11 protein-coding genes and 2 pseudogenes are annotated in these 13,598 nt (G+C 34.6%); 11 read left to right on the forward strand and 2 right to left on the reverse strand.

What is annotated here, in order from left to right:
- Positions 1-152: 152 nt before the first annotated feature.
- From ACE198_RS21400 to ACE198_RS21425, 6 genes and pseudogenes are all read left to right on the forward strand, one after another.
- Positions 153-584: pseudogene (locus tag ACE198_RS21400) on the forward strand (ATP-binding protein); the annotation flags it as partial.
- A gap of 271 nt (positions 585-855) precedes the next feature.
- Positions 856-1,428, forward strand: coding sequence for a hypothetical protein (locus ACE198_RS21405; protein WP_375376966.1), 573 nt, complete (start codon positions 856-858; stop codon positions 1,426-1,428).
- Positions 1,429-1,462: 34 nt separating this feature from the next.
- A complete protein-coding gene (locus ACE198_RS21410) occupies positions 1,463-2,683 on the forward strand; it encodes a translocation protein TolB (RefSeq protein ID WP_375376967.1) in 1,221 nt (406 codons plus the stop codon).
- A gap of 356 nt (positions 2,684-3,039) precedes the next feature.
- Entirely contained in the window at positions 3,040-4,812 is a 1,773-nt protein-coding gene (locus ACE198_RS21415) for an ATP-dependent nuclease (protein ID WP_375376968.1), read from the forward strand.
- Positions 4,805-6,451, forward strand: coding sequence for a UvrD-helicase domain-containing protein (locus tag ACE198_RS21420; RefSeq protein WP_375376969.1), 1,647 nt, complete (start codon positions 4,805-4,807; stop codon positions 6,449-6,451). The genes ACE198_RS21415 and ACE198_RS21420 overlap by 8 nt, the downstream gene beginning before the upstream one ends.
- 223 nt (positions 6,452-6,674) lie before the next feature.
- Positions 6,675-6,836, forward strand: a complete 162-nt coding sequence (locus tag ACE198_RS21425; protein ID WP_375376970.1) for a hypothetical protein — start codon at positions 6,675-6,677, stop codon at positions 6,834-6,836.
- A 364-nt stretch (positions 6,837-7,200) separates the two neighbouring features.
- Here ACE198_RS21425 and ACE198_RS21430 read toward each other — a convergent pair whose 3' ends face one another.
- Complete coding sequence (locus ACE198_RS21430) at positions 7,201-7,767, reverse strand: hypothetical protein (protein ID WP_375376971.1); 567 nt, start codon at positions 7,765-7,767, stop codon at positions 7,201-7,203.
- A gap of 763 nt (positions 7,768-8,530) precedes the next feature.
- Here ACE198_RS21430 and ACE198_RS21435 point away from each other — a divergent pair.
- Positions 8,531-9,259, forward strand: a pseudogene (locus ACE198_RS21435) (radical SAM protein); the annotation flags it as partial.
- A gap of 102 nt (positions 9,260-9,361) precedes the next feature.
- Here ACE198_RS21435 and pdxR read toward each other — a convergent pair.
- Positions 9,362-10,756 carry a MocR-like pyridoxine biosynthesis transcription factor PdxR gene (pdxR, locus tag ACE198_RS21440; protein WP_375376972.1) on the reverse strand — a complete coding sequence of 465 codons (1,395 nt, stop codon included), beginning with the start codon at positions 10,754-10,756 and terminating at the stop codon, positions 9,362-9,364.
- Between the two features lie 104 nt (positions 10,757-10,860).
- Here pdxR and pdxS point away from each other — a divergent pair, with 104 nt between their 5' ends.
- The 4 genes from pdxS (at position 10,861) to ACE198_RS21460 (ending at position 13,410) form a co-directional block, all read left to right on the forward strand.
- Positions 10,861-11,745, forward strand: coding sequence for a pyridoxal 5'-phosphate synthase lyase subunit PdxS (gene pdxS, locus ACE198_RS21445; protein ID WP_098571234.1), 885 nt, complete (start codon positions 10,861-10,863; stop codon positions 11,743-11,745).
- Between the two features lies 1 nt (position 11,746).
- Positions 11,747-12,337, forward strand: a complete 591-nt coding sequence (pdxT, locus tag ACE198_RS21450; RefSeq protein WP_375376973.1) for a pyridoxal 5'-phosphate synthase glutaminase subunit PdxT — start codon at positions 11,747-11,749, stop codon at positions 12,335-12,337.
- A gap of 188 nt (positions 12,338-12,525) precedes the next feature.
- Entirely contained in the window at positions 12,526-12,948 is a 423-nt protein-coding gene (locus ACE198_RS21455) for a MarR family winged helix-turn-helix transcriptional regulator (RefSeq protein WP_375376974.1), read from the forward strand.
- 63 nt (positions 12,949-13,011) lie between these two features.
- The gene (locus tag ACE198_RS21460; RefSeq protein WP_375376975.1) at positions 13,012-13,410 is read left to right on the forward strand and encodes a DoxX family protein; all 399 of its coding nucleotides are present in this window, start codon (positions 13,012-13,014) and stop codon (positions 13,408-13,410) included.
- Positions 13,411-13,598 lie beyond the last annotated feature (188 nt).

Consider the following 13,598-nt stretch of genomic DNA (forward strand, 5'->3'; position numbering starts at 1 on the left):
TTAAAGTGGCTGGAGGAATTTTGTAGATAGGAATTTTTGAATATTATGGAAAGATATTTGTGGTTACAACCAAGAATCCTACGCTTAATTAGAGATATCTTTCCATAAACAAAAACTTTCGATAATTTCCCTTATGTAAAGCTTTACATAAGGGAAAAACGCATATGGCGGTTGGCTTAGGATTAGAAGCGATTAAACGAGGTTACAAGGTCTCCTTTATAGCAATGGGAGACTTGGTTCATACCTTGAAAACTATGGACATTACGAGAAAATCCCAAACAAGGATTAAGAGAATTAAAGAATCACAATTAGTCATTATTGATGATTTGATGTACGCAGCGATGGATCCAAGGGAAGCTAATTTGTTTTTCCAATTGGTTAATGACCTGTATAACAATTCATCGATAATCCTTACTTCCAATCGCTCTCCAAAAGAGTGGACCGAACTACTGGGAGATGTAGGGGTAGCGACAGCTATATTGGATCGGCTCATCCATCGAGCAGAAATCGTTCATTTTAACGATTCAAGTTATAGGATGAAACATCGCGAGACAATTTTTAAAGAAGAAAGTGTTCAAAATTAATAAGCAAAATTGTTCAAATGTACTTGACGCTTACACCTTTTTGATGTTGTCGAAATCATTGGACAAATTTTGTTGTGGTTAATTCGTGGGATTGTGCATTTGATTACTAAAATACTCAATTAAAATCAATTCAATAGCTATATTTGCAAATGGATAGGGTCGTAGTTGCGGCCTATTTTTTTTTGACCCTAGCGAAGTCAGCGATGGTATCAATAAATAATCTTCTTTAATAACGGGGAAAGTTAAATATAAAAATCTAAGGCGGGCGAATATGAACAGAGAAAAATTTCTTATGATTTTAATACTTCTTCTTATTTTTTCTGTAGCAGACACTCAATTTGCATATGCGAAGACAAACGATAAGCCACCATCATTTGAGGAAATGTACACTCAATTTGGATATAAATCTGTTGATGAAGCAGTTAAAGAATTTGAAAATCACTTTAAGAAAGATGTGAATCTGCCTATTAGAATACCACCAATTTCATTTACACATCAACTCGGAAGATTTTTTGAAGATAAGAAATACGACACGAATGATTTTTTGGAAATTCTATATATAAGCAATAAATCACCAGGTAATCACTTTTATATAAGTATTCGTCCATTGAAAAATAAAATCAATTTAAAAGACAGAGGCGACCTGAAGGTCTACACGCTTGAGAATGGACAAAAAGCTATTTATAAGGTGGATCGACTTTTTAATTTTCTCTTTTTTGAAACAGATAAATGGCAATATACGTTTGGCTTTGACAAAAGGGTTTCAAAGGAACTGACACCCGAAGTTTTAGTTGAAATTGCAAATTCAATTGATTATGTGTCAAAGCAAAAACGAACATTATAAACTGGGAGACATTTTAAACATTGAGGGATGATGAATGGTATTTAGAATTTTTTTACTACTATTATTGATAAGTTCCTATCTGCCAACGATGGCCAGTGCAGAAGTTCCTCTCACCGCTGCCTTTATTCGAGACCATCAGCTATGGATTAAAAAAGGGGATAAAGAAATACAAATCACAAAAGACCGATATGTTTATGGTCAGAAGTGGTCCTATGATGGGCGTTTTATTGCCTACAATGATGGTGATGAAAAGGGAGAAAAGACGAATTTATGGATTTATGATACGAAGGGAAAAGAAAGCTACCTTCCATATGTAAGAATCGAAACATCTGACTTTAAATGGTCTCCGATAAAAAATCAGTTGGCCTACAATTCCAGAGGTATCTTAAACGTAACTAAAGAAAAGAATGGCCGCCCTGAAGGATTTGAGAATGTTTCATTAGGGGTTAGTGGCTTCGAATGGTTTCCAAATGGTAAGGAACTTCTCGTCTCCTCACAATCCAGTTTACGCCCTACTGGATGGGGACCAATTCCGCTTTACAAAGTCCCAGTAGATGCAAATCTTAATGTAAAAAAAATAAAGCAGTTTTACACCATTCAAACAAACAAGCCTGATTTGTTTGCGGTTAATGCTGATTATTTCAAATGGAGTTTCGATGGAAAGTGGGTTAGTTTTTTAGCTATTCCTACTGCTTCAATAGCAATGGATAGTAATACATTATGTGTTTTATCAGCACAAGGCAATAACTTTCAAGCATTAGGAGATATGCGATGGTATGAGGACTGGATGAAGTGGGCTCCAAGAGCTAATCAACTAGCCTATATTTCAGGAGAAGGAAGATTTCATGTTGAAAACAAGAAAGCGACAATTGCAGAAATGCCAACTTCTACACAACAAAAGGTCTACACACCTGTAGGCTATGTAGACCTTGATTTGGAATGGTACTCGCCAGATAAAGTAATTGTCTCTCGTGCAAAAGAGAACAAGGAATGGAAGGAAGGACCTGTTCCAACGATGTTTACGTCACTTTATGCTATTAATTTAAAAACAGATGAGCAAAAACAAATCACATTTCCAAAGAAGAATGAACTAGATGAAGATCCTCAAGTTGTTGGAACATATCTTATTTGGTTTCGTAAGAGGGACAAAGAATTTAAAGGGGATGTATGGGTCAAGAATGGTTTAAATGGTCAAGAATATATATGGTTAAGAAATGTAGACAATGCCCCGATTTTTTTCAATGGCTCTAATTGACTTTATCTAAAATTGAATCAAGTAATGTTCTTTAAAAAATTCTGTTATTAGTTAGTTAATACTGCGATTTGAAAAGGACTTAGAGTAGTCCTTTTCTTTTGTTTGAGCATCCTGTATTTAAGTAAACAATAAGAGGTAATGCTTTACTAAAATGAAGTAAGAATGCGGGAATTAAAACGAGAAGGGCACTCCTTTGTTTTTTCTAATATATTGCGATGTTCTACCCTTTTGGATAATATTGTCTTAAAGGGTACTTTTTTGTCGGTTGGGGCAGAAGTTAGTAAACCCAGTATATTTATAGTTTCGTAAGCTAAAATTTGCACCTATTTTAAAATAAGTAATCGGGAGTTGGTTTTTTGAGAATTGATTGGATAAAGATTAAAGGATTTAGAAATTTTGTTGATGAAAAAATAAATTTTGCTAATCAGACGCTTATAATAGGAGCTAATGATGTTGGAAAAACAAATTTAATTTATGCCTTAAGGATTCTGTTTGATAGAGGCTTAAGTGATAAAGATTTAGAATTACATGACAGTGATTACAATGTTTATACAAAGTCTGAATCCATTGAAATTACAGTAAAAATTACTGAGGTTATTGAAGACTGTCTAATTAGTTCTTTTAAAGGGGATTTGCATAAGGGAACAGTTTATATTCAATATAAAAATACAAAGAATGGTGAATTTCAAATCTCAGCGGGTCATTCAGAAGAAATATTAGAAAACAAACTGTCACGCTACTATATAAAGAGATTAAATATGGAATACGTTAATACAAACCGTAATTTATCCTCTTTTATGAAGAGAGAAAAAAATCAGATTCTTGAAGATGCGAAATCATTATTAGAAGAAGAGTTGAAAAAAGCAGATGATATAGCAGTTTCTACAATGAAAGATGACCTAAAGATATTGAATGAAAAGATTGATAATTTAAATTACATAAAAAGATCTTTAAAAAGTGTCAATACTGAATTAGGAAAGTTAGCAATCCATAATGAGAACCAAACTTTAAATTTTAAGAATGCTAATTCTGATATTGACAGCTTACTAGATAATCTTGAATTAACTTATGCAGCGGATGGTGAAACACTTACATTAGGTGGGGATGGTCGTAATAATCAAATATTCTTAGCTACTTGGGTAGCAAAACAAAAAAATAAAAAGACACGTGAAAAAGTAACTTTTTTTGCAATAGAAGAGCCTGAAGCCCATTTACACCCCCATCAACAAAGGAAACTTTCTAACTATTTATTAGAGAACTTTGAGGACCAAGTATTCATAACTACTCATTCACCACATATTGCTTCGGAATTCCGACCAGATAAAATAGTAAAGTTATATTCTAGAAACAAGAACACCATGGTAGCAAAAGGTGGATGTAGCGAAGAAATAAAACTAAATTTCGATGATTTTGGATATAGACTTGATGCTATTACATCTGATGTGTTTTTTGTTAATGCAGTATTTTTAGTTGAAGGTCCTTCAGAAAAGCTTTTTTATACAGCACTAGCAAAAAAGTTGAAAATTGATCTTGATCGATTAAACGTTTCTATTATTTCGGTTAACGGTGTTGGATTTAAACCCTACATTAAAATTTGTTTAGCGTTAGATATTCCTTTTGTATTTAGAACGGATAATGATATTTTTAATAAATCCAAAAAGGTATCCGATACAGAGACAATTGAATTATCATATCATGCTGGTGTATCTCGTGTTATGGGGATTTATGAAGAACTTTTAAATAATGAAAAAACTCAACCTCTAATAGAATATTGGGGGGAGAATAAGCAATACAATGAGTGGGGCAGTGAAGAGAAAGCACCTGCTAAGGCTATCCACATTTCTAAATATATTTCTAAAGAAATAGAAAAAGACAACATATTTTTATCGTTTGTGGACTTAGAACATGATTTAGTAATGAGTAATTTATATAGCTCTTTAAAAAGCTATTATAATACTAGAACAGAAACAGGTACTGTAAAGAAGATGCAACAAGCTAAGGCGGAAAATATGCTAAGTTTTTTAAGTAACAAATTTGATACCCTAGATTGTTTAAAAGAGGATAAGATTGCCGAACCTTTAAAAAGAATTCAAGCATTAGCTGAAATGGTAGTGCGTGTAAATGAATAAATCAGTCCAACCCACACCAGAACAAGTAAAAATAATTGATGAATTAGGAAACCTAGTTATTACTGCCAAACCAGGAAGTGGCAAAACCTTTACTATAGTAGAAAAGATAGGAGTAATTTCTGAAGGGTTAATGGAATACCAAGGAGTTATTGCAATATCTTTTACTAGAAAAGCTAGTCAAGAATTAGAGTTGCGTTGTAAAAGAAAAGGAATATTAAGAAGAAATCACTTTTTTGGAACTATTGATAAATTTTATATATCGGAAATAATAATGCCATTTTCAAAAATTCTTACTGGTAAGAGCGTACCATTAGAAGTGAAAGATTCTTTTAATGATTTTCCAGAGTATGAAAAACTAAAAGGACTTAAGGAGGATTTTGGTAGTAAAGAATTACAACTTTTATTAGAGAAATCCTTATTAGATGGTCATATTTTTTTAGAAATATGTGGTGAAACAGCATTTTTTATTTTGAATAAGGTTCCAGAATGTTTATTATACTTAAAGGCAAGATATACTCATATTTTTATTGATGAGTATCAAGATTGTGGTGAGATTCAACATAATATTTTTTTAAAGCTTGTTGGTAAGGGGATTTTTGGAATTGCTGTTGGGGATTTAAATCAAGCAATTTATGCATTTAGTAATAGATATTCTAAATATTTATTTTCATTAATGTCAAATAACAATTTTACTCACCTAGAAATAACTCATAATCATAGATGCCATAAAACCGTCTCTGATTATTCACTTGCTCTTATGGGAGTTCCAAATATTACTCTAGAGGATGAGTCTAGGGTATTTAAGGTTAATGTAATAGGCACTGATGAGAATGTAATCAATTCAATAGAGTGTAATCTACCTATTTTGAAAAAAAAATATGGATTAAAAAATAATAGTGACTTTGCTATTTTGTGTAGAGGGAATGAAACTGCTAAAAGAGCATCACTATTTTTAAGAACTGATAATAAGTTATTTGTAGATACCGCACTTGATAAAAGTAATTCCTACTGGGGAATGTTGTTTAATGATATGCTTACTTCATTTTTTTCATATAAAATGGGCTTAACAACAATACTGGAATTCGTTGAGAGTCGGATTAATGAAGATTATGAAAAAAAGAGGTTTGAAAAAGGATTAGAAATTTTGACTGAAATTTTTTCGTTAGAAGAAGATCAACTAGGGAATCAAATAGATTTGTTTATTAAATTTGCACAGTTAATCTATCCAGAGCATAAAGATGAAAAAATATGTGTTGATTTAAAACGTATATTAGAAAATGAACAAAAACTCGATAGTTTTAAACCTGCTACTGAGAATGAAGTAAATATTATGACTTTGCATAAATCAAAGGGGCTTGAGTTTAAATGTGTATTTTTACTAGATTTGTATAGATGGATAGTGCCACCTGAAGGTAAAAGGGTTACTAGTGAGGACTATACTCAAGCTCTTAATCTCTTTTATGTGGGGGTTACTAGAGCAATTGAAGCTTGTTATATTATGCAGGGAACTCTAAGATACAGAGCTAAACAAAAGGATTTTTGGACAGCGGAAGAATCTCCTTTTTTATACCTGAACAATACAACGTTTCTAAGAAAAGACCTTGTTTGGAAGGATGAATTATTAGTCAGCCAAAATTAAATAGCAATTGTATAAGAGTCTATGACACTTCACTAACTAAGGGGTATTAAGATGGAGTGACCCCTAAAGTTAGATATTTTTCATTTAGGTAGCTTGTAAGGTCTGAACTCGGTATAGGGTCAGACCTTTTAGTTTTGCCTTGTTTGTGATTATAGTACCCGATATATTGCTAGTTCTTTTTTTAATGTTGCAGTAAAGCAAAGATTAAACTGCGGTAACTGCGATGGATGATTCTATATCAACCTCAGAGGATAACTCTAACGCTGAAGAAGTGACCATAGACGTAGATTCATTGTTCGATGAAGAATTTGACGAAGGTTTCAAAACTGGAACAAATAATTATAAATACGATAATTTTAGTTCTGAACTGAATGAAAAGAGTTAAAGACTTATAAGAAAGGACCTATTTTGCTGGTTACAAAGGAGGGGGAGGAGGAGCATTAAATCAAGTACGGAAAGAACAGTTCACAGTGACCAGAGGAACCAGGTAAGTGGGGCACTATTATGCCTATCGGTTTTAGCAGCAGAAGAAAATGGTATGGATTTAAAAGAATTTGAGGAACGAATTATTTACGGAGAGAGTATACATCGTAACGGTTTCGTTTACTGGGCCGCTGATGAAGAAGAAGACGAAGAAGAGTAGGGGGTGCTCTAGAGAAGAAATTGTAAAGTTTCTTCTCTTTTCTTTTGACTAAAATAAGAGCACTAGCCAATTGAAAAAAAAGAGGATGCAAAATCCTCTTAGAAAATTAATTTGATTTCCTTAGTTTATGAATAGTATATGGAATAAAGAAGGTGAAAGCACTTTGTTCTCCATCTTTATCCTCTAGTGTAAATGCTACGTCTCCTGATTCACCCAGCAATATGTCCTTTATCTGTTTATCTAGCATATGTGTTTTCCATTCGTCAATTTGTTTTTGTCTTTCTATATCGAGAAAATGCTCGTATAAATCGTCAAAATCATAAGAGTTGAACATCTCGATTAAAGTTTGATTTTCAATTTCAGATAAACCAGGCCATGCTTCTTTCAAATCAACTAAATCGATGGTCATCAAGGTTTCGATTTTCTTAAATCGAGGAATATCAAATCCTTTAATGTCTTTTACCACAGGGGAAACTTTGAAGTCGTAAAATTCATGATTATCTGCACGGTCAAGCTCTACATCCACATACTCAAGATTTGTGATCCATTCATACAATTCTGTGTTCAGCACCTTTTTGAGTGCTGCTTTTTTGCCTTTAACAAATTCCTTCCAAGTTTTGAACGCTGTTTCTTCCCCCATAAATCTCCAAGTTTGAAATGTGTTTTGTTCCATTAGAGACATTCTTTCCAAGATTTTAATCATCTTATCACTAAAAAAATAGTTTGGAAAAAATTCTTAAGAAAGAGGGGGCTGAAAAATGAAAATAAGAGGGGAAAAGGGTTCTAAAATATAATAAGGAGGCTGGCCAAATATGCATACAGTTCTTACTTAATCACCGTAGTTTGTTAGTGCAGCAAATCGCCCCTGACCATCTTAATATCATATAAGGGCAATTATTATTCATCTAATATCAATGTCCCGTATTTCTTATTATAATCCCCCAAGGATGTTTTTGTTTGAAGGAGTAGTAGTAATGCCATTGTATAATCTCAGGCAAGGTGTAAATCAACTGATGGTATGAAGCCCATCACTTGCCGCCTCCCGCTATGGGCTACGTCCCCCATCCAAAACCAATTAAATAATATCCTCTAATTAATAAATGTATGTAAAATTAATATATTTACCCTTCAAATTATAAGATTTCGAATAAAAATAAAAATCTATAGAGGGTTAATATATGTATATTTTTCTTTTGTTTCCTGATTTATTTATGTTATTTTGAATGAAGGGTAGCGTAATTGTTGTGTTATAGATATTTAGTCGGGATAATTTAATGAAAAAATTACTTATAACCTTAGCAGCATTTTTAAGAGTTCATTATATTTTCTAATTTTATTTGATTTCTATGAAAGGAAACATATAAGGAAGACTCCTTTATTTGCAAGAAATATTTAAGCAAAGGGTGGCGAATTAGTTAAATAAAAATTAAATGTAGTGTGATAATTGCTATGTTAGAGAAATGCCAATTCAAAGATTCAAAGGAATTCTCTGGGGAGAATGGTTGGACATTAAAGCAAATGCAGCAGAAAATTACCGCAAAGAAATCATTAAACTTCGGAAGAAAAAAAATCCTGTGAACATTTTTATGTCTTCCGCAACAGATCCTTACCAACCAATTGAACGTAAAGCAGAAATTACAAGAGGGATATTAGAAGAAATGATTGAACATCCGCCTGATTTTCTTCAAATTCAAACACGAGGACCACTAATAACAAGAGATATTGATTTGATCGTCAAACTAAAGGAAAAATGTAAAGTATTAGTATCTATGACGATTGAAACGGACAGGGAAGATATAAAGCAAATTTTCGCCCCATATGCACCAGGAATTAAGTTGCGGTTAAAAGCCTTAAAAGAAGTTCATGAAGCCGGAATAATGACCCAAGCTTCAATATCGCCCGTTTTGCCCTTTACCCCAGAGTTTCCGAAAGTATTGGATGGGATTGTAGATCATATATGGATTGATACACTATCCATTGGAGATGGTGCTATGGGTAAACGTTCAGAAAGATTAGGAATGCCAAAATTATTTGAAGAACATGGACATTCAGGGTGGTATGAAAACAATCTACATGTAAAAGTGGAAAGATATTTTAAAAAATATTTTCCTAGTGAAATGATACGGGTTTCCAAAAACGAAGCTTTTACAAGATTCCAGGCCTGATATATGGCCTTTCAGAAAGAGCAGTAAACTAATACTGCTCTATTTTTTTAAAAGGAACTTGGTTGTTGTATAAAAAACAGTCGGTTCTATTCTAGATTCCGATCACTCGTGGTTCCAACATTGCATTAATTGGTGTATGCCTTTTTCAATTTGGTCAAATGGAATGCCGCCGAAACCTAATAAAAAAGTTGGATATGGATAGTCAATAGGACTTAACAGATAATCACTTACTGGATGGATGGCAATATTGGCATTAACGGCTATTTGTTTTAACTGATCTTCCCGTTTTGACAGGGGGACGGAAATTAAAATGTGCATTCCTGCCAGATCTCCTGTAATGATGACATCCGGATAATACGTTTCTAAAACTTGAGTTAATTTTTCATGTTTTTTGCGATAAATTTTCCGCATCCTGTTTAAGTGTTTGGAAAAATAGCCATCTCTCATAAAGTCAGCTAAAATATGCTGATCGAATCTCGGTACGGTTGATGAGTAAAAACTGAATGTCTCCTTATATTTTTGCAGTAAGGTTGAAGGTAAGACAAAATAAGCAACACGTAAGGAAGGCATTAATGATTTGGTAAACGTGCTCAAATAAATAACTTTTTCGTTTTGGTCTAACCCTTGTAAGGCAGGAATAGGTTTTCCGATATAACGAAACTCGCTATCATAATCGTCTTCAATGATGTAACGGCTTTTATCCTTTGCTGCCCAGTTTAATAGCTGTGTTCTTCTTGTTGCGGATAGGACGGCACCCGTAGGGAACTGGTGGGAAGGGGTTATGTAAACAATATTGGCCTTTGTTTTTTCCAGTTCATCCACGATTAAACCATTTTCATCCACCGGAATAGGGATGGCTCTATTTTGCATTTGTATTTTGGGTATGGCCGAATAGCCAGGATTTTCAAGTGCAAATTTCAAATCATTTCCAAGTAACCTTAAAATCATTGGAAGCAGTTGTTCCGTTCCCGAACCAATGACAATCTGTTCGGGGCTGCAGACAATCCCCCTCGATTGATAAAGATATTTTGCTATTTCCACTCTTAAGGCGAATTCTCCTTGCGGGTCTCCAAGTTCCAACAACTCTTTTGAACTGCTATCATATATATTTTTTGCATATTTTCGCCAAAGTGAAAAAGGGAAGGAATCTGCATCAATTTTTCCTGGATGGAAATCAAATTGAACGATTTTTTTCTCAACCTTTCCTACAGGCATGTTTAGGAATTCTTTTTCAACATAAGGTAATTCGTCGATCTCTTCCACGAAAAAACCGATGCGGGGTTTGGAGACCACATAGCCTTCTGCTATGAGCTGTGCATAGGCTATTTCAATGGTAGTTTGGCTAATATTTAAAAATTCCGCTAATTTTTTCTTCGACGGCAATTTGGTTCCCACTTCAATTTGTTTTTGGATAATAGCATCTTTGATCCCATTATAAAGCTGTTCATACAATGGTTTTTCTGTACTATTATCCAACTTAAACATTAGCATATCCATTCGCAATTTCCTCCAACTGACCACATTGTTTTTTATAAAACTGAACCTTTTCATGTAGTCAATTTCTATTATACTAAAATCATAAATGAAATGGAGGTAATTTTATGAAATTAGTAGGAACTGAAAGAGTAAAACGCGGAATGGCTGAAATGCAAAAAGGCGGCGTTATTATGGATGTCATTAATGCCGAGCAGGCAAAAATAGCAGAGGCTGCCGGTGCGGTTGCGGTTATGGCCTTGGAGCGGGTACCATCCGATATCCGGGCAGCTGGTGGGGTAGCTCGTATGGCAGACCCTCGGATTATGGAAGAAGTTATGAATGCTGTAACTATTCCAGTAATGGCAAAAGCACGGATTGGCCACATTGTCGAAGCACGTGTATTGGAAGCTATGGGCGTCGATTATATAGATGAAAGTGAAGTATTAACACCTGCGGATGAAGAATATCATTTATTAAAAAGCGAATACACTGTACCTTTTGTTTGCGGGTGCCGTGATTTAGGGGAAGCTGCACGCCGCATTGGTGAAGGAGCATCTATGTTACGGACAAAAGGGGAACCGGGAACTGGAAATATTGTCGAGGCGGTTCGTCATATTCGCAAAGTAAATGCTCAAGTAAGACGCGTTGTCGGTATGAATACGGACGAATTAATGACAGAAGCAAAGAATTTAGGAGCACCATTTGAATTATTGCTAGAAATTAAAAAATTGGGTAGGCTGCCTGTTGTCAATTTTGCTGCCGGCGGGGTAGCGACACCTGCTGATGCTGCTTTAATGATGGAACTTGGAGCGGATGGTGTATTTGTCGGATCAGGTATTTTCAAATCGGATAATCCAGAAAAATTCGCACGTGCTATTGTAGAAGCAACAACAAACTACCAAGATTATAAACTGATTGCAGAAATTTCAAAAGAGCTTGGGACACCGATGAAAGGTATTGAAATTTCTGCGCTAGATGCAAAAGACCGTATGCAGGAACGTGGTTGGTAATATGCTGAACATTGGGGTACTTGCATTACAAGGTGCAGTTAGAGAGCATATAAGACAAATTGAAGAGCTTGGCTGTAGGGCCATTTCAGTTAAATCGGCTGAAGATCTAAAAGAATTAAATGGTCTTGTACTGCCTGGCGGAGAAAGTACAACAATGCGGAAACTGCTGGACCGATACGAGTTGCTTGAACCCATTCGTACTCTAGCCGCCAAGGGAGTTCCGATGTTTGGAACATGTGCAGGCCTGATTTTACTGGCAAAAGAAATTGTTGGCTATGATACGTCACATCTCGGGGTGATGGACATCATGGTTGAACGGAATTCATTTGGTCGCCAGGTTGATAGTTTTGAAGTCGAGATGTCCATCAGTGGAGTAGGAGAGGATATTCCCGCTGTTTTCATCCGAGCACCTCATATCGTTGCGGCGGGTGAGAATGTTGAAATTCTAGCAAAACATGAAGAGCGTATTGTTTTAGCGCGAGAAGGACAATTCTTAGGTTGTTCTTTTCATCCAGAATTAACAGAGGATATTAGAGTTATGAAGTATTTTATTGAAATGGTGCGAGAGAATACAAATGTTTTAGCTCATTAGGTGCAGCAGGGGGACGTCGATTGGTTTTAAAGACCAGTCGGCGTTTTTTATGGGTTATAGTTATTTTGGAGATTTTAAATAGATGAGGGGAGTTCTATAAGAATACTATTGACAAAAAAAATTATAAGTATTATTATTATCTCATATTCAAGATATTTTAATTCAAGATTTAAAAGGAGGTGTACTAAATGGAGAGGAAATGCTCAAATTTGTCCTTTCTGATCTTAATGCAAACATCTAAAGCTATTCATGATCGAATAAAGGAAGAAATGGCAAAAAACAAGCTGGGTATTACGGAGTATTCTGTTTTAGAGGTACTTTATCAAAAAGGGAAACAAACCATTCAACAAATTGGAAATTGCATATTGGTCTCAAGTGGTTCAATGACCTATTGTTTAGATAAGTTAGAACAAAGAGGTTTATTATGCCGAAATGCTTGTACAGATGACCGCCGGGTGATACATGTAGCATTAACGGATGATGGGTATGCATTGATGAACGAAATCATGCCGAAATATCATGAGTTTGTTCATCAAATGTTTGATTCATTGGATTCTGATGAGGCAGAGACATTGGTGCATCTTTTGAAAAAAGTTAGGAATAAAGTTTAACTTTCATTTTTTTTAATTCATTATCTCGAATTCAAGATAAATACACATTAGGAGGATTTTAACATGATGAATATTGGTTTATTAATCATTCGTTTGGTAATTGGTTTACTATTTGTAGGTCACGGAGCTCAAAAATTATTTGGCTGGTTTGGTGGTTATGGATTGAAAGGAACCGGTGGATGGTTTGAATCAATTGGCATGAAACCGGGAGTAACGATGGCACTATTTGCAGGATTAGCTGAACTAGTGGGAGGTATTTTGTTTGCCTTGGGACTTTTAACTCCACTTGCAGGAATTTTGATTGCGGGGACAATGGCAATGGCGATTTTGAAAGTTCATGCTCCTAACGGATTATGGGCATCAGCTAATGGATATGAATACAACTTAACTTTGCTTTCAGTAGCTATTGGTATTGCTATGATCGGTCCCGGTCAATATGCTTTAGATACATTTTTATTCTAATATATCCAGGCAATCTCTTTAAAGAGGTTGCCTGGATATATTAATTCAACTGAATTTGTAAAGCGACAAATATATTGAGTAAGTAGGGAAGTATTTCAGTAGGCAAATTCGTGTCGTTCTACAAGGGCTAGAATAATAGAATTAGTTTATTTAGTGTTCAGTTACATAATTACGTAAAATATAAATTT

This window comes from Neobacillus sp. KR4-4 (assembly GCF_042136325.1).
Taxonomy (GTDB): domain Bacteria; phylum Bacillota; class Bacilli; order Bacillales; family Cytobacillaceae; genus Neobacillus.

Coding starts and splice junctions, on each gene's coding strand:
- ACE198_RS21455 (WP_375376974.1), top strand. CDS start 12,526: ATGGAGAGGAAATGCTCAAATTTGTCCTTTCTGATCTTAATGCAAACA.
- ACE198_RS21420 (WP_375376969.1), top strand. CDS start 4,805: ATGAATAAATCAGTCCAACCCACACCAGAACAAGTAAAAATAATTGAT.
- ACE198_RS21405 (WP_375376966.1), top strand. CDS start 856: ATGAACAGAGAAAAATTTCTTATGATTTTAATACTTCTTCTTATTTTT.
- ACE198_RS21425 (WP_375376970.1), top strand. CDS start 6,675: ATGGATGATTCTATATCAACCTCAGAGGATAACTCTAACGCTGAAGAA.
- ACE198_RS21410 (WP_375376967.1), top strand. CDS start 1,463: ATGGTATTTAGAATTTTTTTACTACTATTATTGATAAGTTCCTATCTG.
- pdxS (WP_098571234.1), top strand. CDS start 10,861: ATGAAATTAGTAGGAACTGAAAGAGTAAAACGCGGAATGGCTGAAATG.
- pdxR (WP_375376972.1), bottom strand. CDS start 10,756: ATGGATATGCTAATGTTTAAGTTGGATAATAGTACAGAAAAACCATTG.
- ACE198_RS21430 (WP_375376971.1), bottom strand. CDS start 7,767: ATGGAACAAAACACATTTCAAACTTGGAGATTTATGGGGGAAGAAACA.
- ACE198_RS21460 (WP_375376975.1), top strand. CDS start 13,012: ATGATGAATATTGGTTTATTAATCATTCGTTTGGTAATTGGTTTACTA.
- pdxT (WP_375376973.1), top strand. CDS start 11,747: ATGCTGAACATTGGGGTACTTGCATTACAAGGTGCAGTTAGAGAGCAT.